The sequence below is a fragment of the Halomonas sp. MMH1-48 genome (genome assembly GCF_022348105.1).
GTDB classification, from domain to species: domain Bacteria; phylum Pseudomonadota; class Gammaproteobacteria; order Pseudomonadales; family Halomonadaceae; genus Vreelandella; species Vreelandella piezotolerans.
Genome location: NZ_JAKRFL010000004.1, coordinates 270,970 through 291,508 on the forward strand (window position 1 = coordinate 270,970; position 20,539 = coordinate 291,508).

The 20,539-nt window shown below is 59.4% G+C and carries 19 protein-coding genes; 12 read left to right on the forward strand and 7 right to left on the reverse strand.

All coding sequences use genetic code 11. From position 1 onward, the window contains the following. Positions 1-6: 6 nt before the first annotated feature. The 5 genes from MHM37_RS06365 (at position 7) to MHM37_RS06385 (ending at position 4,667) form a co-directional block, all read left to right on the forward strand. Positions 7-1,062: a branched-chain amino acid ABC transporter permease gene (locus MHM37_RS06365; protein WP_239296866.1), complete on the forward strand. Its 1,056-nt coding sequence runs from the start codon at positions 7-9 to the stop codon at positions 1,060-1,062. 2 nt (positions 1,063-1,064) lie between these two features. Continuing rightward, on the forward strand, positions 1,065-1,832 hold the full coding sequence (locus tag MHM37_RS06370) for an ABC transporter ATP-binding protein (protein ID WP_044630591.1): 768 nt from the start codon (positions 1,065-1,067) through the stop codon (positions 1,830-1,832). After that, positions 1,829-2,560: an ABC transporter ATP-binding protein gene (locus MHM37_RS06375; protein ID WP_239296868.1), complete on the forward strand. Its 732-nt coding sequence runs from the start codon at positions 1,829-1,831 to the stop codon at positions 2,558-2,560. The genes MHM37_RS06370 and MHM37_RS06375 overlap by 4 nt, the downstream gene beginning before the upstream one ends. Positions 2,561-2,638: 78 nt before the next feature. Then, positions 2,639-3,826 (forward strand): benzoate/H(+) symporter BenE family transporter, encoded by a 1,188-nt coding sequence (locus MHM37_RS06380; protein ID WP_139525919.1) that lies wholly within the window; start codon positions 2,639-2,641, stop codon positions 3,824-3,826. A 34-nt stretch (positions 3,827-3,860) separates the two neighbouring features. Continuing rightward, the gene (locus MHM37_RS06385; protein ID WP_139525918.1) at positions 3,861-4,667 is read left to right on the forward strand and encodes a universal stress protein; all 807 of its coding nucleotides are present in this window, start codon (positions 3,861-3,863) and stop codon (positions 4,665-4,667) included. A 20-nt stretch (positions 4,668-4,687) separates the two neighbouring features. On the opposite strand, the gene MHM37_RS06390 is transcribed toward MHM37_RS06385, so the two are convergent. Next, positions 4,688-5,590, reverse strand: a complete 903-nt coding sequence (locus tag MHM37_RS06390; protein WP_096921917.1) for a LysR family transcriptional regulator — start codon at positions 5,588-5,590, stop codon at positions 4,688-4,690. Between the two features lie 174 nt (positions 5,591-5,764). Here MHM37_RS06390 and MHM37_RS06395 point away from each other — a divergent pair, with 174 nt between their 5' ends. Beyond that, a complete protein-coding gene (locus MHM37_RS06395) occupies positions 5,765-6,205 on the forward strand; it encodes a universal stress protein (RefSeq protein ID WP_044630596.1) in 441 nt (146 codons plus the stop codon). A 128-nt stretch (positions 6,206-6,333) separates the two neighbouring features. Here MHM37_RS06395 and MHM37_RS06400 read toward each other — a convergent pair whose 3' ends face one another. From MHM37_RS06400 to MHM37_RS06410, 3 genes are read right to left on the reverse strand one after another with little or no spacing between them, the layout of a single operon-like run. Continuing rightward, positions 6,334-7,377 carry an ABC transporter substrate-binding protein gene (locus tag MHM37_RS06400; RefSeq protein ID WP_239296870.1) on the reverse strand — a complete coding sequence of 348 codons (1,044 nt, stop codon included), beginning with the start codon at positions 7,375-7,377 and terminating at the stop codon, positions 6,334-6,336. Continuing rightward, on the reverse strand, positions 7,377-8,786 hold the full coding sequence (locus tag MHM37_RS06405) for a sensor histidine kinase (RefSeq protein WP_239296871.1): 1,410 nt from the start codon (positions 8,784-8,786) through the stop codon (positions 7,377-7,379). Before MHM37_RS06405 ends, MHM37_RS06400 begins: the two co-directional genes overlap by 1 nt. Next, positions 8,783-9,451 carry a response regulator gene (locus MHM37_RS06410; RefSeq protein WP_239296872.1) on the reverse strand — a complete coding sequence of 223 codons (669 nt, stop codon included), beginning with the start codon at positions 9,449-9,451 and terminating at the stop codon, positions 8,783-8,785. Before MHM37_RS06410 ends, MHM37_RS06405 begins: the two co-directional genes overlap by 4 nt. Positions 9,452-9,590: 139 nt before the next feature. Between MHM37_RS06410 and MHM37_RS06415 the strand changes: the two genes are divergently transcribed. The 4 genes from MHM37_RS06415 to MHM37_RS06430 all read left to right on the forward strand — a co-directional run bounded on the left by MHM37_RS06415 (position 9,591) and on the right by MHM37_RS06430 (position 13,667). Next, the gene (locus MHM37_RS06415) at positions 9,591-10,583 is read left to right on the forward strand and encodes a tripartite tricarboxylate transporter substrate binding protein (RefSeq protein WP_044630600.1); all 993 of its coding nucleotides are present in this window, start codon (positions 9,591-9,593) and stop codon (positions 10,581-10,583) included. Continuing rightward, on the forward strand, positions 10,580-11,029 hold the full coding sequence (locus MHM37_RS06420) for a tripartite tricarboxylate transporter TctB family protein (RefSeq protein ID WP_239296873.1): 450 nt from the start codon (positions 10,580-10,582) through the stop codon (positions 11,027-11,029). Before MHM37_RS06415 ends, MHM37_RS06420 begins: the two co-directional genes overlap by 4 nt. Positions 11,030-11,041: 12 nt before the next feature. Beyond that, a complete protein-coding gene (locus MHM37_RS06425; protein WP_239296874.1) occupies positions 11,042-12,547 on the forward strand; it encodes a tripartite tricarboxylate transporter permease in 1,506 nt (501 codons plus the stop codon). Positions 12,548-12,770: 223 nt separating this feature from the next. Continuing rightward, positions 12,771-13,667, forward strand: a complete 897-nt coding sequence (locus MHM37_RS06430) for a LysR family transcriptional regulator (protein WP_139525910.1) — start codon at positions 12,771-12,773, stop codon at positions 13,665-13,667. 2 nt (positions 13,668-13,669) lie between these two features. On the opposite strand, the gene MHM37_RS06435 is transcribed toward MHM37_RS06430, so the two are convergent. Continuing rightward, entirely contained in the window at positions 13,670-15,175 is a 1,506-nt protein-coding gene (locus tag MHM37_RS06435; protein ID WP_239296875.1) for an AbgT family transporter, read from the reverse strand. A 67-nt stretch (positions 15,176-15,242) separates the two neighbouring features. After that, a complete protein-coding gene (locus MHM37_RS06440) occupies positions 15,243-16,412 on the reverse strand; it encodes an amidohydrolase (protein WP_239296876.1) in 1,170 nt (389 codons plus the stop codon). Positions 16,413-16,712: 300 nt separating this feature from the next. Between MHM37_RS06440 and MHM37_RS06445 the strand changes: the two genes are divergently transcribed. Then, entirely contained in the window at positions 16,713-18,029 is a 1,317-nt protein-coding gene (locus tag MHM37_RS06445) for an MFS transporter (protein WP_153842927.1), read from the forward strand. On the opposite strand, the gene MHM37_RS06450 is transcribed toward MHM37_RS06445, so the two are convergent. Beyond that, positions 18,005-18,397, reverse strand: a complete 393-nt coding sequence (locus MHM37_RS06450) for a DUF4149 domain-containing protein (protein WP_153842928.1) — start codon at positions 18,395-18,397, stop codon at positions 18,005-18,007. The genes MHM37_RS06445 and MHM37_RS06450 overlap by 25 nt on opposite strands. 133 nt (positions 18,398-18,530) lie before the next feature. Between MHM37_RS06450 and MHM37_RS06455 the strand changes: the two genes are divergently transcribed. Beyond that, positions 18,531-20,294, forward strand: a complete 1,764-nt coding sequence (locus MHM37_RS06455; protein WP_239296877.1) for an ABC transporter transmembrane domain-containing protein — start codon at positions 18,531-18,533, stop codon at positions 20,292-20,294. Positions 20,295-20,539 lie beyond the last annotated feature (245 nt).

Consider the following 20,539-nt stretch of genomic DNA (forward strand, 5'->3'; position numbering starts at 1 on the left):
CAAGCAATGTTACATAAATATCCCAAGCGCGTTGCCTACCTCATGTTGGTACTGACGGCTTTAGTGGCGACCTTCCCGCTGTGGGGCGAGGTGGTCTTCGGCAATCAGGCCAATTTCATGCTGGAGAAGCTTACCTTGATGCTGATTCTCGCGCTGTTTGCCATGAGCCTCGATTTGCTCGTAGGCATCGTGGGTCTGGTCAGCCTGGGGCACGCGCTCTTTTTCGGATTGGGCGCCTATACGCTTGCCCTCGCCAGCCCTGACTTTAGCCCGGCCTCCATGTGGTGGATGCTGCCTTTGGTGATCGGCGTGTCGGCCTGCGTTGGGCTCATCGTCGGCCTCTTGGTCATTCGCACCAAAGGTATCTTCTTCATCATGACGACGCTGGCGTTCGGTCAGATGCTTTACTACTTCATTAGCACGTCCCAGTTCGCGGGGGGCACCGATGGTGTCTTCATTATGTTCCGCCCCAGCTTGGCCGTGGGCGATACCCTGCTAGTCGATTTGGATGATCCTTACAGTTTCTTCTATTTCTGCTTGGTAACGCTGTTGGCGGGATACCTCTTTCTGCGCTGGCTGACCCGCTCCTACTTCGGTCAGGTGCTAGACGGCATTCATGATAACGAGCACCGCATGCAGGCCCTGGGCTATGCCACCAGTGGTTACAAGCTGATCGCTTTCGTGATTGCCGGGGTGATGGCCTCGATTGCCGGCATGCTGGCGGCGATGCAGTACGGCTTCGCCAATCCGGCCCAGCTCGGCTGGCACACGTCCGGTGAGGTACTGATGATGCTGATTCTGGGCGGTATGGGCACCATCTTTGGCCCCATTCTAGGCGCCTTCGCGTATGAAATACTGCTGTTCGTCTATGAGCATGCCACGACACATTGGCCCATTTTGATGGGGCTGACCATCATCGTGGCAGTGTTGGTGCTGCCGCGCGGTGTGGCAGGCCTGATGATCGCGCCTCCCTGGGCACGCAAACGCCGCACAACAGCCAGTGAAGCGCCGGAAAAGACGATCGTCTCCGCCCAGCCCGTGACACAGAGTAAGGTGGACTAGCCATGAGTGATGACATCGTATTAGCCACCCAGGGCTTGACGCGTCGTTTTGGTGGCCTCGTTGCCGTCAATGACGTGAACTTTGATGTGAAAGCCCACGAAATACATGCCATTTTGGGCCCCAACGGCGCCGGCAAAAGCACCTTGATCAATTTGCTCTCCGGTGAGATCCCCCCGTCGGAAGGTCAGGTGCTCTATCGACAAAAAGCGATTCAAGGCAAAAGTGCTCGCCAAATTGCACGCTTGGGCATTGGTCGCAGCCATCAGAAAACCAATATCTTTCCACGCCTTAGCTGCTTGCAGAATTGTGAGCTAGCGGCACGCATCCATATGGGCGGCGTGTTGGGTAGCTGGCGTTCCCGTCACACGGCGCAGCAGGTGAGCGAGCGCGCCCAAGAGGTGCTGGAAACCTGTCAGCTGAACCACCGGGCGCATACGACCGCCGCGGACATGAGTTACGGCGAGCAGCGCCAGCTTCAGATCGCCATGGTGCTGGCAACGGCACCCTCCTTGATGCTGCTAGACGAACCGATGGCCGGCATGGGGCGTGAAGAGACGGCGCAGGTCACGGAGCTGCTCGCCAGTTTGACCGACCGCTACACCCTGGTGTTGATCGAGCACGATATGGACTCGGTTTTCCGCTTGGCCAATCGCATCACGGTTATGGTCGATGGCTGTGTTCTCGAAAGTGGCCCGACGGAGCAGATACGTACCAGCGACAAGGTACGCGATGTTTACTTGGGACGTCACGACGAAGGAGTAACCGCATGACCACAGAAGCCACCGTGACTCCCCTGATCGAAGCCCGCGGGCTGCACGCCTACTATGGCGAAAGCCATGTGTTGCACGGCGTCGATGTGACCCTAATGCCCGGAGAGACGCTCAGTTTGTTAGGGCGTAACGGTATGGGAAAAACCACCACGTTGAAGTCGATCCTCGGTTTTGTACCACCACGCCGTGGGGACGTTTATATCAAGGGCGTGTCGACCGCGAAACGACGCCCATGGCAGTTGATGCGCCAAGGAATCGGCTACGTACCCGAAGGGCGCGGAATCTTTCCCGGGATCAGCGTGCGTGAGCACCTCATCATGGCGGCACGCCCCAATGAGCGGGGTGAGACCCCCTGGACCATGGAACGCGTACTGGACACGTTTCCGCGCCTGGGCCAACGCATTAACCATGATGGCGCGCTGCTGTCGGGCGGGGAGCAGCAGATGCTCTCGATTGGCCGAGCGCTGACGACGAACCCCGATCTGATGATCCTCGATGAAGCCACCGAAGGCTTGGCGCCGCTGATACGCGATGAAATCTGGAACATCATTCGCACTATCAAGGCCACGGGCATCTCGACGATCATCGTCGATAAAAACATCGATAATCTGCTGGAAGTGGCTGAGAAGCACTTGCTGTTAGTGAAAGGCGAAGTGAAGTACAGCGGTGACTCAAAGGGGCTCAGGAATAACCCAGGACTGTTGGAAACGCACCTGGGCGTTGCGTAATGGACGGCCTGGCCGAGCTCTCTTTGCCAGGCCATTACACAGGGTAGTGACCCTTAATCGCGTTGGGATACTGTGGGTATGCAATTACACAAAGACTGGTCGGTGTCTGCGATCACCGCAGGCTTCGTGGCCGTGCTGGTCTCGTACTCTGGACCGCTGGCCATCTTTTTTCAGGCCGCTCAGAGTGCTGACATCTCGAGCACGATGATGACCTCCTGGGTCTGGGCCATCTCCATGGGGGCCGCCATCTCGGGGATTTTGCTGAGCATGTGGTTGAAGGTGCCGGTGGTGACCGCGTGGTCGGCGCCGGGAACCGCCCTGTTGGTGACGCTTTTTCCAGAGCTGTCGCTCAACGAAGCGGTGGGCGCTTACCTGACGGCCGCCATCCTGTTATTCGTGATCGGCATCACCGGATCGTTCGATCGTATCATCCAGCTGATTCCTCCCGGCATTGCCAGTGCCATGATGGCCGGCATCTTGTTCCAATTCGGCGTCGGCATCTTCGAGTCGTTGCGCAATGTGCCGACGTTGGTGATTGGAATGATGATCGCTTATCTGGTTTTCAAACGTCTGACGCCGCGCTACAGCTTGATTTGCCTATTGTTGGTCGGTGTCGTGTTGGCGGTTCTCTTGGAGGGAGCCAGCCTCGAGGGTGTCGGCGTTCAGTTGGCGCAGCCGCAGTTCATCCAGCCCGATTGGACATGGAAGGCGACCTTGAGCTTGGCGATACCGCTGGTACTCGTCAGCCTGACGGGCCAGTTCCTACCGGGCATGGCGATATTGCGTACCTCGGGCTACACGACGCCTGCCAAGCCCATTGTCACGGTGGCCAGCGTAACGTCGCTGCTGACAGCCTTTTTTGGCGGCATCACGACGGTGATCGCGGCCATTACCGCCGCAATCTGCACCAGCAAAGAAGCGCATGAAGATCCGGACAAGCGCTACGTTGCCGGCGTGGCCAACGGTGTGTTCTATCTCGTGGGCGGTCTGTTTGCAGGCACCATCGTGGCGCTATTTACTTCGCTGCCGAATGCCTTCGTGGCGGTACTGGCGGGACTGGCGTTGATGGGGGCGATAAGCAGCAACATCAGCGCGTTCGCCGCCGAGAAGAGCCACTTGGAAGCCTCGGTGTTGACCTTCGTCGCCACGGCATCCGGGGTGAGCTTTTTGGGGCTCGGGTCGGCTTTCTGGGGCGTGGTCGTTGGCGGACTGGCGTACAACCTACTGCACCGGCGCTTTGCGCCACTGAACAATGACACGCAATAACAACAAAGGCGGCTGACACCGTCACTGGAGAGGAATGATGAAGACGATCGTCGTGGCTATTGATGACAGTGAAGGAGCGGTGACCTCCATCGAATTTGGTCGACGCCTCGCGTCGCAGCTGGGCGTAGAGATGAAGGCCGTCTCCGTGGTGCTCGAACAAGCAGACGTCAGTTCACGTTCGGCGCTGCTAAAAGCACGCCTCAAGGCGCAACGTGTCGACGATATGGCGCTGGAAGTGATTGCTCATCACAGCGTCAAGGACTACCTGGGAGCGCTGGCCAATCGGGAGGAGGTGGGGGTATGCATGATGGCTCATGGACGTCGCCCGGTGCCGGAAATGCTGATCGGAAGCGTGACGGCTGGCGTGGTTCGGCGTTCTCGACGGCCCGTTTTTTTATGCGGACCACGTTATAGTGGTCGCGCTCACCAGCACGTCGATGTATTGGCGGTATGTGTCGATGGGTCTGCACTCTCTGAAAAAATGCTGCCCCATGCGGCCGAACTAGCCAAACGATTAGGCGCGCGCTTACAGCTGCTACAAGTACTCGATACCCCAACGTTCAACAAACCGACATCGTTGGCCCCCGCCGATGTCTCGGAGTCGGCGTATTTATCGGGGTTGGCGCGCCGCGTTGGAAAAGACCAAGCACTGGAGGTTGACTGGGAGGTGCTTCATGGCGACCCAGCGGCGTCTATCGTGAGCTACCTAGCAGATAGTCACCATACCATGCTGGCGATGACGACCCATGGCCGCAGCGGCCTTTCTCAGGTAGTGGCAGGCAGCGTCAGTCACGAGGTCGTTCATGAAGCGCCGTGCCCGGTCGTCGTGCTCCGTCCCTAGTGCGATCGATGCGTGTGAGGCTACGGATACCGTCCCGAGCGTCGGTTATCGACTAGCACATCCAAAATGGCATTGGCCGTTTGCATGACGTGAGATGGCTTTTCACCACGGCGACGGCTACAGATAACGGGGGAAGTGATACTGCTATCCGCTAAATAGACATAGGTGATGCCATCTCGCTGCACACGCTTGACTTGTTCCGGTACGAGCGTGATGCCAATGCCAGAAGCGACGAGGCTGAGTGCCGTTTGCACCTCGTTCGCTTCTTGAAAGACCTGAACCTTCAAGCCTCGCCTACGAAAAATGCCAAGTACCATGTCGGCTAAGCTCGGGCGTGGTTTGGCGGGAAAGAGAATGAGGGGGTAGCGGGCAAGCTCTTCACAGCTGGGGGTTGTTCCTTCGAGCGGGTGGCCGCTGGGTAACGCCGCGATAATGGGCTCCTCGAAAAGAATGTCCTGCTCCACATCGGGGTCGTCGATTCTGATACGGCCAAACCCCATATCGATCCGCCCGGCTTTCAAAGCCTGAATTTGCTGCACCGTCGTCAGCTCCGCTAACGATAGCTCGACATTGTCCATTTGTCTTAAATCACGCACGAGCGTGGGCAACTGCCCATAGAAAACCGAAGGCACAAAGCCAATCCCAAATAGCTGACGTTTATGGCGCGCCATATGGCGAGTAGCCTCCACCGTAACATCGACTTTTTCTAATATTTGTATGGCGTGTTGTTGAAAGAAAATGCCTGATGGGGTGAGCTGTAGGCCTCGTGAACTGCGCTCGAACAGTTCCGTGCCTACCTCTTGCTCCAACTGCTTGATCTGACGAGAAAGCGGAGGTTGCGACATATGGAGCCGCTCTGCGGCAGACGTGAAGTTTAGCTCTTCGGCAACCACGCAGAAGTATCTAAGATGGCGTAGCTCCATTATACCTCCTGGGTATGGCTTTCTGTCCGAAAGATATTGGAGAAATGCCAATGGAAATGGCATTTTCTAGCTATAATTAATCTTTCTGGCAGAGCGCTCAAAATACCTAAAAAGTATAAGCTATCAGTTTTGCTGAAGGATATTTCTCATACTTTAGTCAATGTCGGAGATGTTATGTATACCAAGATTTTGGTGCCTATCGATGGTTCTGTACACTCACAGCATGCGCTGTCCGTGGCGTGCAAATTGTCAGAGCAAAACAGTACGAAGGTTTACGTGCTGCATATTCCTGAGGTGGTTGGTAACACTACCAAGCTGATCTGGGGTGTCGGCGCGCTTGCAAGTGATGCAACGTCCGAACACTTGGCGTCAGCGGGCGAGGCACTGCTTGAAGAAGCCGAAACGTTTGCTAAAGCGAAAGGCATCCGCAATATCGAGACAATGATCGAACAAGGCAGGCCTGTCGATATCATATTGGAAGTATCAAGGCGCGAAGGCGTCGACGTGATCGTGATGGGTAGTCGCGGACTCAGTGATTTAGGCGGTATGGTCGCGGGAAGCGTATCGCATAAGGTAGGGCACTTGGCACAATGTGGCGTTATTACAGTTAGTTGAGTTGTCCGTCTGGCGCCCAACGAACCCATGGGCCGATGTCAGGTATTCAGAGAACTTTTTTATTTACCTCAAAATATGACCCGCCTTGAGTACCACCATAGCGGACGCTGGGCTTCCATTAGCAGTCATCACTGATCCCCCTCACGCCAAGAGCGGTCGAACTCACGCGCCCAGCGCGCCATGAACGCTTGGCGGCGTTGGGGGTCGACGAAAGCCAGCACCGAGGCGTTGAGTGGAATGGGGTAGAGGCGGTCGCCGACTTGGTCGCGAAGGCGCTGTGCCGTATAGGGCCCTATGATGTCGGGGCGGACGCTGAACAGCGGGGTTTGTGCTGCGAGCACCCGCTGGCCATCACGGCTGAGCAGAAAATTCATGAAGGCTCGGGCGGCGCGAGGGTTGGGCGCATCACGGTGGATGAAGCCGGTGCGCATTACCACCAAGGCGTAATCCTGGGGAACCTGAACGATCACCTCGGGATGCTCTTGGGCCCACACCATGGCGTAGGAACCCAGCAGGTTATAGCCCAGCCAGTAGCGTCCTTCCGATAGCCCTTCGAGCATCGTTCGGGTATTGGGGGCGAGGTGCGCATCGTTTGCGCCAAGCGCGGTGACCAGGTCCCAAAAACGCTCGGTATAGCGCGCATCTTGCTGAAAGAGCGTGTAGCCGATCCCGCTCTCGGACGGCGAATAGGTGGTGACCCTGCCTTGCAACGTATCGCGCTGGGTCTCCAGTAGACGCTGTAAATCCGCATGGGTATGCGGCGGCAGCATATGGCGCGCTAGATCGAGCCGGTAGGCCATGACGATCGGCTCGAAGGTAAACCCAAACACCTCATTACGCCATTTCGCCCATTCGGGCCACTCGTTGGCCAGCTCGGAGTCCAGCCGTTGGGCGTAGCCTTGATTGATGCGGTTCATCTGCCAAGGCATGGCGGAGCTGATCACCACATCGGGCGGCGGGTCGGCCGCCACGACTAAGCGGTCCACTTCCAAGGTGCTCCTGTCACGGTAGCTCAGCTCGATGCCCGGGTGGGCCTGCTCGAAAGTGGCCAGCAGCGGTGCGACCACCTGCCGATCCAAGGCGGCTTCGACCACGAGTGGCGTGACGGCCAGGCTGGGCAAGGACGCGAGCGAGCCCCCTATCAGTAACGCCACTACCCATACACGCTGCATCACGCTGGCTCCTCTGACGGTTGAACTGACGGTGGAAAGTGCACCTCGATGCGTAGCCCGTGGGGGAGGCGCTCTTTGATCTCGAGCGTGGCCGCGTGGCGCTGTGCAATGTTATCCACAATGGCAAGGCCCAATCCCGAGCCGTGAGTATCCTGGCGTCCGCCGCGCTCGAAGGGTTGCTGCAATCGATGGCGAACCTCGGCGTCCACCCCAGGGCCATTGTCGTCGATGTACAGCACGAGCCCATCGTCGTTGGCGTAAAGGCCTAGCGTGATTTCGCTGCCCGGCGGCGTATAGCGCAGCGCGTTATCGATGAGATTACCCAGCAGTTCGCGCAGCGCCCAGGCTTGCCCCTGCACGACCATCGGCTCACTAGGCAGCTCTGCGAGCCCAAGATCATGCTGAGCCGCCATGTCGCGCTGGGCCCACTCGAGCACGCTGTCGCGGAGCAGCGCCCCCAGGTCGAGCGGCTGACTCTCTTCTGCCTCCTCCATGTGACGAAGTCGCGCCAGGCTGAGCAGCTGTCCGGCTAGACGGCTGGTGCGCTGGGCACCCTCGTGGACATCGACAAGCGCCTGATACCACACGTCGGGAGCATGACTCTGCAGCGCCAGTTCGCTGGTGCTTTGTAGGCCGGCCAGCGGCGTTTTGAGCTGATGGCTGGCGTCGGCCGTAAAGCGGAGTAAGTTGTCGCGACTCTTGCGCTGTCGGCTGAACAGAGTATCCAATGCCTCGACCATCTCGCGCAGCTCTTCCGGAACCTGCATATCGAGGGGGCGCATGTCGTCGGCCTGAAGTTGGCGCAGACGATGGCGCAGCTGGCGCATGGGGGTGAGCGCCACGCGCATCGCCAGCAGCATCAAGAGAGCGGCCAGCAGCACCATGGCGACGAAGCGGAGGATCGCGCGCTCGAAGAGTTCATGGGTCAAGACGCGTCGACCTTCGGTCGTATGACCGACCCATATCTGTACCGGGTCCTGAATGTCCCAGCCAGCCGAGTCGTATTCACGCCCATGCAGCCGCCACCGCGTGCCAGCCTGGGTCGTGTCCCGCCAAATCGGGGCGTCCGCTGCCGCGGCCTGATCGGCCTCGGGAATGACGATGTCGAGGTTATCCGAAATGCGTCGCCCATCGTGATCGAGCACGGTGTAGAAAACCCGCTCCTGATGGGCGGTGGCGAGAATCTGCAGCGCAGCGAGGGGAATGCTAACGACAGGGTCGCGGCCTTCCCACTGAATCGCATCGGCCACCGTCAGCGCGGCGGCGGCCAGCTGGCTATCGAAAGCGCGTTCGGCGGCACGCTGAGAGGCGCCATAGGCCTCCATCAAGAGCAGTGCCCCTAGCCCCGAGACCATGACCAGCAGCCAAATCGCCAAACGCGCCTTCAACGAACCTACGACCTGGGTCACGTCGGCACTTCCTCGAGCCGATAGCCGAGGCCACGAAACGTGCGGATGTGCAAACCGCTGCCCTGAAGGCGCTTACGTAACCGGCTAACGTACACCTCCAGTGCATTAGAGCCGACATCACCAAAGCTGAACACGCGACTTTCCAGCATCTCCCGTGGGGCAATACTGCCGGCGTGCAGCAAGAGGCCTTCGAGCAGGCGTCGCTCGCGGCGGGGCAGGGCAAGCGTTTCTCCGTCGAGCGTGGCCGTTCCCGCCATTGGGTCGAGGCACAGTGGCCCTAGCATCAGACGATTATCGCTGCGCTGCTGGCTGCGGCGCAGCAGTGCGCGTACGCGCGCTTCGAGCTCCGCCAATGAAAACGGCTTGGCCAAGTAGTCGTCGGCGCCTAGATCGAGCCCCTTGACGCGATCTTCGATGCCATCTCTGGCCGTCAGGATCAGTACGGGGGTTTTGTCGCCACGCTCACGTAACTCGCTCAGCAGCTCCAACCCGTTGCCATCGGGCAGGCCCAAATCGAGCAGCAGGAGATCGAAGCGGTCATGGCGGAGCGCCGCACGTGCATCCTTTAGCCGTGAGAAGGCGTCGACGCTATTGCCCAGCGGGGATAACGCGTGATCCAGCGAGCGGGCGATCATCGGATCATCTTCGACGATGATTAGGCGCATATGACTAAAGTCTCAGGAGGTGATCAAGTAAATGACAGGTTGATGAAAGGTTGCCTGCCTAACATGGCGCTGGTCATTCCAGTATGAACGGGTTCGGGCCTTCCTGCTCCCGCGTACCATAAAACAATAGGAGTTCGTCATGAAGCTCAACGCTACGCTACGCCACGCCTCTCGTCTCGCCCTGATGAGTAGTGCACTGCTGATGGGCCAGGCACACGCTCAAGCCATCCCCGACGCGACCGAGTGTATCGCGCCTGCCAAACCCGGCGGTGGCTACGATTTGACGTGTCGCTTGGCGGCGAACGGCCTGCAAGAGACGGCCTTGATCAGTCGTCCCATGATGGTGAGCTACATGCCCGGCGGCATCGGGGCGGTGGCGTATAACCATGTCAACGGCGTGCGCACGGATGACCCCGGTCTTATCGTGGCGGCCAGCACCGGTGCGGCGGTGAACCTAGCGCTGGGCAAGTTTGGCGAGTACGACGCCGATGAAGTGCGCTGGCTAGGGGCCTTGGGCGTTGATTACGGCGCGATCGTCGTCAGCGCCGATGCGCCCTGGCAGAACCTTGGCGACCTCATGGCGGACCTGAAAGAGAACCCGAACGAGATTGCTTTCGGTGCCGGTGGCACTGTGGGTAGCCAGGACTGGATGAAGGCGGCGCTGATTGCGAAATCCGGCGACATGTCGCCTAGAGACCTGCGCTACGTGGCCTTCGAGGGCGGTGGTGAGGCGCTGGCCGCCTTGTTAGGTAACCATATTCAGGTGTTCACCGGTGACCTGTCAGAACTGAGGTCGCAGCTCGAGGGCGGCACCATCCGCGTGTTGGCGGCGCTCTCTGAAGAGCGCATGGAAGGCCCTTATGCAGAGATTCCGACCGCTGCCGAGCAAGGGTATGACGTGGAGTGGCCCATCTGGCGGGGTTACTACATGGGGCCAGAGGTCAGCGACGAAGCGTACCAGGCGTGGGTGGAACGCATGCAGCAACTGGCGGAAGACCCGGTCTTCGCCGAGCTGCGTGAGGCGCGAGGTTTGTTCCCCATGGCGCGGTTCGGTGACGACTTCGATCGCTACGTCCAAGAACAGGTCGCTGAGTTCCAAGGTTTAGCTGCAGAAGTAGGTCTGACCCAATGAGAATCGCCGCCGACCGAATGCTGGGTATTGCGCTCATCGGTCTGGCGGCGTTCATCGCCGTCCAGGCCATGCAGCTAAAAACCACCTTTAGCTACGAACCCGTGGGTCCCAAGGCCTTTCCGATCGTGCTCGCCATCGTGTTGGCACTCCTCGCACTTGTCATGATCTTTAGGCCGGGCCCGGATGGGGAATGGCCCCATAAAGCGCTGGCCCTTCGGCTACTCCTGGTACTGGCGCTGCTGTTGGCCTATGCCGTGCTGTTCACGCAACTGGGATTCATCGTCTCATCGCTACTGGCGGTCACGGCGCTGGCAAGGCTATTCGGTGCCTCTTGGGTGAAAGCACTGACGACCGGCGTCCTCATGGCGGTGGTCGGTTATTTTCTGTTCACTACGGCCCTCGGGATCAGCTTGCCCACCGGCTACTGGTTCGCCTCCTTTCTTTAACGGGTTGCTACGATGTTCGATTTCCTTATCGAGGGGTTTGGCGTTGCGCTAACCCCGCTCAATCTAGGCTTGGCGTTGCTGGGTGCCCTGCTGGGCACGCTGTTTGGCGCCTTGCCAGGCATTGGCCCCATCAACGGCATTGCGATTCTCATGCCGCTTGCCTATACGCTAGGGTTACCCGCCGAGTCTTCATTGATCTTGCTGGCCGCGGTCTACACCGGCGCCGAATACGGCGGCCGCATGTCGAGTATTTTGCTCAATGTCCCGGGTGACGCCGGGGCGGTGATGACTACCTTGGATGGCTATCCGCTGGCGCAGAGAGGGCTGGCAGGCCCAGCGCTGGGGCTGTCCGCCGTGAGCTCCTTCATTGGTGCGACCATTGCCATTCTAGGGTTGACGCTCTTTGCGCCGCTGCTGGCCAAGGTGGCCGTGCTGTTCGGCCCGGCAGAGTTTTTTGCCCTCATGGTCTTCGCGTTTTCGTCCATGTCGGTGATGATGGGCAAAGACCCCATCAAAACGGCGATTGGCGCCGTCCTCGGTATTTTGATTGGCACCGTCGGCATCGACTCGGGCAGCGGTGTACTGCGTTACACCTTCGGCATGCCCGAGCTTTACGACGGGATCGATTTCGTCGTGATGATCATCGGCTTATTCGCCATTAGTGAAATTCTGCTGATGCTGGAGCACTCGCAGCGCAAGGGCGACGACGGCGAGCTGCCGGTGCTGGGGCGCGTTTTCGTCCGTCTCAAAGAGGTGCTGTGGTGTAAAGGAGCCATCATCCGCTCGGGATTGATCGGCTTCATCATCGGCGTACTGCCGGGCACCGGCGCGTCGGTGGCAGGGGCCGTCTCCTACACCACGGAAAAGCGCCTCTCCGATAAAGATAACACCTTCGGCACCGGCGACATGCGCGGGCTGGCAGCACCGGAATCGGCCAACAATGCCGCGGCGGTAGGTTCGTTCGTGCCCATGCTGACCTTGGGCATCCCTGGCTCGGGTACGACGGCGGTCCTGCTCGGTGCGCTGATGCTCTACAACATCACGCCGGGCCCGATGATGTTTACCGAACGTCCTGAAGTGGCCGGAGGGCTGATCGCGTCTCTGTACATTGGCAACATCGTCTTGCTGATGCTCAACCTGCCGCTGGCCGGTGTCTTCGCTCGGGTGCTGACCATTCCGCGTTGGGTGCTCGTGCCCGCCATTGCCATTTTGGCGTTCGTTGGGGTGTATCAGCTTCACTCCGATCTCTTCGCCATCTATTTGATGCTGCTGATCGGCGTGTTTGGCTATCTGCTGCGTAAGCTGGGTTTCTCGTTGGCCCCCGTCATCCTGGGCTACGTGCTGGGCGGACTGATGGAGCAGAACCTGCGCCGTGCCCTCTCCATTAGCGGTGGCGACGTCGGAATCCTATGGCAATCGGGCATTTCCTTAGGGCTCTGGGTGGCCGCGGTGCTGCTACTGGTGCTGCCCTGGTGGATACCCAAACTGCTGGCCGCGCGTCAACCCAGCACCCGCTAACGCAGTGCTCGTTTGACAGCCTTTCTCGCCCTGGGCCGTGTCGCGGTGCCAGGGCGATCGTTATTGCACATGCATAGATTGGCTCGGCCAGCATGCTACGTGACGTGCCTAACCGTTTTTATTCCCCATGGCCTTCATCGAATTGACCGTTCGCGCGTAACCGCTAGGATGTTCGTCAATCGTTAGCACGCTTTGAGTGCACCACGCTCTGGATGAAGCCTCCATGACCCTACTCGACAAACGTGCCTTCTATCTCTTGGAGGTCAGCAGCTGCGGCGGTATTCGCGCGGCGGCGGAGCATTTGCATACCAACCCGTCGGTGGTGAGCCGGCAGATCCGCTCGTTGGAGCAGGCGCTGGGCATGGCACTGCTGGAGCGTCAGGGGCGGCATGTCATGCTCACGGAGGCGGGGCAGCTGGTGGTGGATGGCTTTTTGGCCCAACGGCGGCTGAACTCTGAGCTGGGCGATACGCTGTCGCGGCTGCGTAACTTACAGGCCGGGAAGGTCGTGGTGTCGGTGGGTGATGGCTTTGTGGATAGCTTTATCAATCACGTAATGAAGCGGGTCTCTGAGCACTACCCAGATGTGCTCATCGAGATCAAAACCGGCATTTACTACCCTCGCGAACCCCATGAGATGGTGGCCAACGACGAGGTCGACATTGCCATCACCTATGGGCCGATCTCCGACCCGCGCTTGGTGGTGCACTCGTTTGAAAGGGGGCCGCTGTGTGCGCTCGTGGCACCTTCCCATGCGTTGGCCAACCATGAGCGGGTGAGCGTGGCGGAACTGCTGCAGCATAAGCTGATCTTTCTGCCCGACGTGTCGGGCTCGCAGCAGTTCGTGAATGCGCTATTGGGCGCGGCGGGGCAGCCTGCCACACCGGCGTATCGCTGTAATTTGCACTCCGTCTCGCGGCGTATGGCGAGCGCGGGGATTGGCGTGTCGTTCATGACGGCGGCGGCTGCACGCAGCGAGATCGAGGCGGGGCTGTTGAAGGCGATCCCGATCGATCACCCCATGGCGGCCAGTAGCCAGGGCAACTTGGTGAAGCGTGTCGGCAGAAGGCTCTCGCCCGCTGCCGACTATTTGTGGAAGTTGATGATGGCGATGCAGTAGCGCTAGCTCGCCATCATGTAAACACCCGGGCCAATCGGCCATCCCATCATCAGCCAGAACATCAGAAACGCCGACCACGCCAGCAAGAAGCCCATGGCAAGGGGCAGCATGGTGGCAATCAGCGTGCCCAGACCCATGTCCGGTTTGTAGCGCTGCATGTACACCAGCGCCACGGAGAAGTAGGGGCTCATGGGCGAAATGATGTTGGTGCTGGAATCGCCAATCCGGAACATCGCCAGTACGAAGGCGGGGTCGAAGTCGATCATCATCAGCATGGGCACGAACACCGGGGCCATGAGTGCCCACTGCGCCGAGCCGCTGGTCATGAAGACGTTCAGTACCGCGCTCATGGCGATGAACGCGCCAACGAGGGGAAGTCCGGTAAAGCCGGTGCTTTGCAGCACGTTCGAACCTTCGATGGCAATGAACTGGCCAAGCTCCGACCAGCGGAAATAGGCAATGAACTGCGAGATCGCGAAGAATAGCACCAGAGTAGGGGCGAGATCGCTGGCCGATTCCGCCATACGCTGGGGCACGTCGCGGCTGCGGGTAATCTTGCCGGTGGTGATGCCGTACACCAACCCAATGGTGACGAAGTAGATAAACATCAGCGGCACGAGCGAGCGCAGAAACGGCGAAGGAATCAAACCGCCCTCTTCGTTGCGCAGCGGCGAGGCTTCGGGTAGCACCACCAGCAGCACCAGGGCAATGTAGGCCAGCGTTGCCAGTCCTACGCGCTTGAGGCCGCGCTTTTCGGCTTCCGTCAGCGTCGGCGTGACCACCTCGGTTTTGAAATCTTTACCCATGGGGAGCGTACGCTGTAGCCGTGGCTCCACTACTTTGTCGACCAGCAGGGTGCCGACGGCTGTCAGTACAAACACTGAACAGGCCACAAAGTAGTAGTTATCTACGGGAGAGATGTAAGCGTCTGGGTCTACCAGCCGAGCAGCATCGGTCGTAATACCTGCAAACAGCGCATCGCCCACGGTGATGAACAGGCTGGCATCAAACCCAGCCCCGGCGGCTGCGTACGCGGCGGCGGCCCCCGCCACGGGATGCCTGCCCACTGAGTAGTAGACCATCGCGGCCAGCGGGATCAGGATGAGGTAGTTGGCATCGGAAGCAATGCTGCCGCAAATACCCGCCATAAATACGCAGAACGTCAGCAGCGAAGGCGGTGCTTTGGCGACGCTCACCTGCATCAGCGTCGACATCAGGCCCACTTTATCGGCCAGCCCAATGCCGAACATCACCACCAGAATCAGCCCAAGCGGCGGGAAGTTGACGAAGTTGCTGACCACGCTGGTCAGCATGAACTCCACACCATCCGCCGAGAGCAGGCTGCGAACGGTCACTTCAGCCTCGGTTTGTGGGTTGACCGCCGAGACGCCCAGCGCCGCTAAAATGGCGGAAATGACCACCACCAGCGCGGCCAAGATTGCGAATAGGATAAACGGGTGCGGCAGCTTGTTGCCTACCCGCTCGATGGATGCGAGAACACCTTGCATGACAGTTTCCTTATTTGAAGCCTTGTTGTTGAACGTTGTTAGGCCACGTGCGTGGCGGCGAGCGCTGTTAGTCGCGCTTGAGCAGTGACGTCGCGAGCGCCACGAACATGCCGCCTGCAACGGGCAGAATGGCATCGTTGAAGTCGTAGCGTTCGTTGTGCAGATAGGCGCTGTCGCCGTTACCCACAAAGAAGAAACACCCCGGTACTTCTTGCAGGTAGAACGCAAAGTCCTCGGCGCCCATGGTGGGCATGTAGTCCAACTGCTGAATATCGGTGCTGACGCCGTGCTCGGCGGCAATCGCCAATACGCGCTCCGACCAAGCGGCGTCGTTGACGAGCGGAGGGATCTGGTGCTGATGCTCTAGCTGGAAGCGCGCGCCATGAGCGGAGCACACCCCGTTAACGACCTGTTCCAGTTGGCCGACCAGCGCGGCGCGGGAGCTTTCCCGGTCGCTGCGGATGTTGACCAGCAGCTCTGCTTGGCCTGGAATCACGTTGGCGGCGTCGCCCGCATGAAAGGCCGCGACGGTAATCACGCCTGCTTCAAGCGGTGATTTATGGCGGCCCACCAGCCCTTGCAGCTGCTGGACGAGAGACGCGCCCACATAGATCGGGTCGACTGCCAAATGCGGCATGGCCGCGTGGCCGGAGACGCCTTCAATGGTGATTTTGAAGGTGTCGTTACCGCCCATGGCGGAGCCAGGCTTGACGAACAGCTGCCCTTCGGCAAAGCCAGGGCGGTTGTGGTAGCCAAAAATCGCGTCTACTTGCGGGTTTTTGAGTACGCCCGCTTTCACCATCTCATCGGCACCGTTGCCACCTTCTTCGCCCGGCTGGAACAGCAGTTTGATATAGCCGCAAAGCTGGTCGCGCTTGGCGATAATCGCTTCAGCGGCGAGCAGGAGCGTCGCGGTGTGGCCATCGTGGCCGCAGGCGTGCATGAGCCCTTCCCGTTGGGAGCGGTGCGCAAAGCCGTTGGCTTCTTTGATCGGCAGCGCATCCATATCGGCCCGAAAGGCAATCACAGGGCCTTTACGGCCGGTGTCCAGCTCGGCCAGTACGCCGGTGGTGGCAATGCCTTCGGTGACCTTATAGCCCAGTGACGTCAGCCGTTCGGCCACCCGTTTGGCCGTGTCGGTTTCCTCGAATTTGAGCTCTGGATGCTGGTGAAGCTGATGGCGCACGGCCACCGCGTCGTCAATTTGTGGCTGGGTGAAAAAGGGGGATGAATGCATGTCCTGTCCTTGCCGTTGTCTGTGTCGTTGTGGGCATCGGTAACGCTAAGCGACTTGGCGGGCAGGAACGAGTGCCAATAGAGATGTGTTTGTTGCTTTCAAAGCAACGATGTTCGCAGGGGAGGCGCTGATGAATGTCGGAGATGGGAATTCGAACAAAACGTAGTATTGGGTGTGATTAAGCGAGCTAAGCATGGTTTTATTCAATGAAGGAAGGCATGCATTGCTCATCACGCGTGTTGCCTGCACGATGCCCATGGACGTTACCTTTAGGCGAAGCGCGGCGGCGGAGTGCAGTGTATGAAAACCTTATCGAACATGGGCTTTGCTCTCTTTGGTGCTGCGCTGGTGGCGATCAGTTACGGGCTGGCACGTTTCGCCTTTGGTCTCTTTGTGCCCTCCATCAGTACGGAGCTGTCGATCACGCCCGCGATGATCGGCGTCATTGGGGCGTTGCCCTTTTTGAGCTTTGTGCTGGCCACGCTGATGGCGCCCATGGCGGCCGACTGGTTAGGCGCTCGATATCTAGCCATGCTCTCCGGAACGCTGGGCGTGGCTGGCCTAGCGGTGATTAGTCAGGCCGGTAGTGCCTCGCTGCTCGGCGTAGGGGTATTTATCTGCGGGGTGTGCACGGGCTTGATGATGCCTGCGCTAACGGCAGCCATGCAGGCCTTGGTGAGTCGTACCATGCATGGGCGCGTCAGTTCGATCATGAATGCGGGGACGAGTATCGGTATCATCGTGGCGGTGCCGACCGTCGTATTTCTTTCGGATGCATGGCGCGTGACGTATGCCGCCTTTGCCGTTCTTGCAGGCCTGGGCGTGTTAGCGGCTTGGCTCTTCATTCCTTCGGTCTCTCGTGTGGTGCCCGCCGACGCTGCACCACCGGAGCCTCTCTCGCGCCAGCAGTGGTCTCGCCTGGTACGCCTGGCACTCTTTGCATTTGCCATGGGCTTCGTGGCAGCGCCGTACTGGCTGTTTGCACCAGATCTTCTGGTGTCGTTGGGCGGCTTATCGGGGCACTTGACCGGCTGGCTATGGTTTGCCGCAGGCGTGGCAGGTTTGGGAGGCGCCGTGGTGAGCGATCTAGCCGATCGCAATAACCCACCGATTACCCAAGCGCTGATGCTGATGATGCTCTCAGCGAGCTTGGTGCTGCTGGCCGCTAGCCCCAATCAGCTGGGCTTGGCCATGTTCTCTGCGCTGATATTCGGCGGGGCCTATATGAGTCTGACAGGGCTTTACCTGATGACCGGTATTCGTCTCTTGCCAGGTCGGCTTTCCCTAGGGCCTGTTTTGCCGTTCATGGCGTGTGCGTTAGGCCAAGCCATTGGATCACCCGTGATAGGGGCTTTGGTCGACCAACTAGGCTACGCGAATGCGTTTTCGCTCTTTTGCGTGGCGGGCGTGTTCATTGCGCTTTTGTCGCCTCTTTATCCTGGCCATATCGATTACTTGACCGAAGAGACGCCCGCGCTACTAGACAGCGAGGAGGACACGGGGCTTCAAGCCGCTTACGATCAGCAGCTGCTCGATGAAAATGGCGAGCCTTACGAGGAGAGCGTGACCACCGAGCCCGGTGATACCAGCGCTCAAACGAACCTCGCCAATACGTAGCCACTGAGCGCGATGTGTGCCAGGCCAATGGCCACCGATAGCCCGTGAAGTCGCTTGAAGCGTGCATGCTGGCCTGAGTCAGTGGCGCGATTGATGGCAGGCATGAGCGCTTGCCGTGTAGGTATCACCGACAGCGCAATGGTCGCCATGAGAATCGACGACACGTAGTCGATACGCCACATCAGTAGGGCCGTTAACATGGAGACGACGAGCACGAACAGATAAAAAGGAGGAAAAGCGCGTCGAAGTGTGGCCCTGGCGGTGTCGTTCGGCAAAACGGACAGCAAAAAGGCCGCCAAGCCAAAGGAGAACAGGCTCATTCCGCCAAATAAAATAGCCGTTAGCCAAAGCGATACGAGGTTCAGCATGGCTCTTTCCTCCTGTATTTAGTACACCACTGTTGCTTGATTATCTTTTCGTATAATTAATGTACAGCATGGCGGGCGCGTACGCTATCCAGACAACGCTAACGGCTGCCGATCACAGAGACCCTGACCGCTTATGTCTTCACCCGCCAATCGACGCACGCTTCTTCGGCTGCTGCACTTTCTGCGTCCTTACCGGCTGCGCGTAGCGCTGGCGGGGTGTGCGCTACTCATTGCGTCGGGCAGCGTGCTGCTGCTGGGGCATGGGCTGAAACGCGTCATCGACCAAGGCTTTTTGGCGGCCGATGCTCAGGCGCTTGCCACGACGCTAGGGCTAATGCTCGGTGTCGTGGCACTGCTGGCGGCCGCCTCGGCGCTACGCTATTACCAAGTGACCTGGATCGGTGAGCGCCTAGCGGCGGATCTGCGCCAGCACGTGTTCGAGCATCTACTGACGTTGGAACCCAGCTTTTTCGAAAGCGCCCACGACGGGCGTGCCGCCGGTGACATTGCCTCGCGGCTCACGGCGGATACGAGCGTGCTGCAGAGCCTGTTTGGCTCGTCGATTTCCTTGGCGCTACGCAATGGCGTCATGCTGATCGGTGCGGTCGTGCTGATGCTGCTGACTCAGCCCTGGCTCTCGGCGCTGGTGCTGGTAGGTATTCCTGCGATGCTACTGCCCATCGTCTGGTACGGCCGACGGGTGCGGCAGCTATCGCGTACTAGCCAAAACCACGTGGCGGAATTGGGGCGCTACGCCGACGAGGTGCTCAGCGGCCTGCAAACCGTGCAAGCCTTCACCCACGAAACGTCGGAACGACGCTACTACGGCCAGCGCGTCGAGCGAGCTTTTGGTAGCGCCGTGGCGCGTACCCGCCAGCGGGCGTGGCTAACCGGGGTGGCCATGCTGGTGGTGTTCAGCGCTGTAGGCGTGATGCTGTGGCAAGGCGGTCTTTCGGTGCTGGAAGGGAGCATGAGCGCAGGAGAGCTGTCCGCGTTTATCTTTTATGCCGTGCTGGCTGCGGGGGCCGTCGCGACATTGGCGGAGGTGGCAGGGGATGTGCAGCGGGCGGCTGGGGCGGCCGAGCGCTTGCTGGAGTTACTCGATACGCCCCCCACCATCAGGTCGCCGACGCAGCCAGTAACGTTAGCTCAGCCACTGCAAGGGGCGCTAACGCTAGCGAAGGTTCGCTTCACGTACCCTGGCCGCGAGCTGCCTGCCTTGGACGCGATCGATCTGCATATTCATCCCGGCGAGCGGGTCGCGGTGGTGGGGCCTTCCGGAGCGGGAAAAAGCACGCTGCTGGCGCTGCTGCTGCGTTTTTACGATCCGGACCAAGGACAGGTCATGCTAGACGGCGTCGATATTCGCACCCTGGCGCTTGGTGAGCTGCGCGGCGCGCTGGGGCTGGTGGCCCAGTCACCGGTGCTGTTCAGTGGCACGGTGGCGGATAACCTGCGCTACGGCTGCCCAGAAGCCACCGAGCCACAGCTTCGGCAAGCCGCGCAGGATGCCAACGCATTAGCGTTCATCGAGGCGCTGCCACAAGGGTTCGACACGCCGCTGGGGCCGGGTGGGGTGCAGCTCTCGGGCGGACAGCGCCAACGGCTGGCCATTGCCCGCGCATTGTTGAAAGATCCCGCGATACTGCTGCTGGACGAAGCCACCAGCGCGCTGGACGCCGAAAGCGAACGGCTGGTGCAGAAAGCCCTCGACCGTTTGATGCAGGGGCGAACCAGCATCGTGATTGCCCACCGTTTGGCCACTGTGGTGCATGCGGATCGACTCCTCGTGTTTCAAGAAGGACGGCTAGTGGCATCAGGCACGCATGCGACGCTGATGGAGCACAGCGATCTTTATCGCCATTTGGCAGCGCTGCAGTTTAGTCAACTGAATTAAATAGTCACGGGTAGAGTGTATGCAATACTTGGCTGTGCGTTTAGGTGACTAGGCGCGTCATGTTGACATATTGTTTTTCTGGTTATTCAGGCTTTTTTCCGTGTGGCTAAAATGCACGGCTAGCCCGGATTTCTCATAGCACCTCAGCAAGTATCTTACCCAAGACGTAATGCTACTAAAAACCTATTGGCACGGTTTAAACTGCCTACTTTTTAACCACTTCCCGTCGTTCAGACACACTTCCC

Excerpts from the sequence above, each read along its gene's own strand:
- MHM37_RS06435 (WP_239296875.1), bottom strand. The coding sequence starts at position 15,175 with ATGCAAGGTGTTCTCGCATCCATCGAGCGGGTAGGCAACAAGCTGCCG.
- MHM37_RS06445 (WP_153842927.1), top strand. The coding sequence starts at position 16,713 with ATGAAAACCTTATCGAACATGGGCTTTGCTCTCTTTGGTGCTGCGCTG.
- MHM37_RS06400 (WP_239296870.1), bottom strand. The coding sequence starts at position 7,377 with ATGCAGCGTGTATGGGTAGTGGCGTTACTGATAGGGGGCTCGCTCGCG.
- MHM37_RS06425 (WP_239296874.1), top strand. The coding sequence starts at position 11,042 with ATGTTCGATTTCCTTATCGAGGGGTTTGGCGTTGCGCTAACCCCGCTC.
- MHM37_RS06410 (WP_239296872.1), bottom strand. The coding sequence starts at position 9,451 with ATGCGCCTAATCATCGTCGAAGATGATCCGATGATCGCCCGCTCGCTG.
- MHM37_RS06380 (WP_139525919.1), top strand. The coding sequence starts at position 2,639 with ATGCAATTACACAAAGACTGGTCGGTGTCTGCGATCACCGCAGGCTTC.
- MHM37_RS06430 (WP_139525910.1), top strand. The coding sequence starts at position 12,771 with ATGACCCTACTCGACAAACGTGCCTTCTATCTCTTGGAGGTCAGCAGC.
- MHM37_RS06455 (WP_239296877.1), top strand. The coding sequence starts at position 18,531 with ATGTCTTCACCCGCCAATCGACGCACGCTTCTTCGGCTGCTGCACTTT.
- MHM37_RS06440 (WP_239296876.1), bottom strand. The coding sequence starts at position 16,412 with ATGCATTCATCCCCCTTTTTCACCCAGCCACAAATTGACGACGCGGTG.
- MHM37_RS06395 (WP_044630596.1), top strand. The coding sequence starts at position 5,765 with ATGTATACCAAGATTTTGGTGCCTATCGATGGTTCTGTACACTCACAG.
- MHM37_RS06420 (WP_239296873.1), top strand. The coding sequence starts at position 10,580 with ATGAGAATCGCCGCCGACCGAATGCTGGGTATTGCGCTCATCGGTCTG.
- MHM37_RS06415 (WP_044630600.1), top strand. The coding sequence starts at position 9,591 with ATGAAGCTCAACGCTACGCTACGCCACGCCTCTCGTCTCGCCCTGATG.
- MHM37_RS06365 (WP_239296866.1), top strand. The coding sequence starts at position 7 with ATGTTACATAAATATCCCAAGCGCGTTGCCTACCTCATGTTGGTACTG.
- MHM37_RS06450 (WP_153842928.1), bottom strand. The coding sequence starts at position 18,397 with ATGCTGAACCTCGTATCGCTTTGGCTAACGGCTATTTTATTTGGCGGA.
- MHM37_RS06385 (WP_139525918.1), top strand. The coding sequence starts at position 3,861 with ATGATGAAGACGATCGTCGTGGCTATTGATGACAGTGAAGGAGCGGTG.
- MHM37_RS06375 (WP_239296868.1), top strand. The coding sequence starts at position 1,829 with ATGACCACAGAAGCCACCGTGACTCCCCTGATCGAAGCCCGCGGGCTG.
- MHM37_RS06390 (WP_096921917.1), bottom strand. The coding sequence starts at position 5,590 with ATGGAGCTACGCCATCTTAGATACTTCTGCGTGGTTGCCGAAGAGCTA.
- MHM37_RS06370 (WP_044630591.1), top strand. The coding sequence starts at position 1,065 with ATGAGTGATGACATCGTATTAGCCACCCAGGGCTTGACGCGTCGTTTT.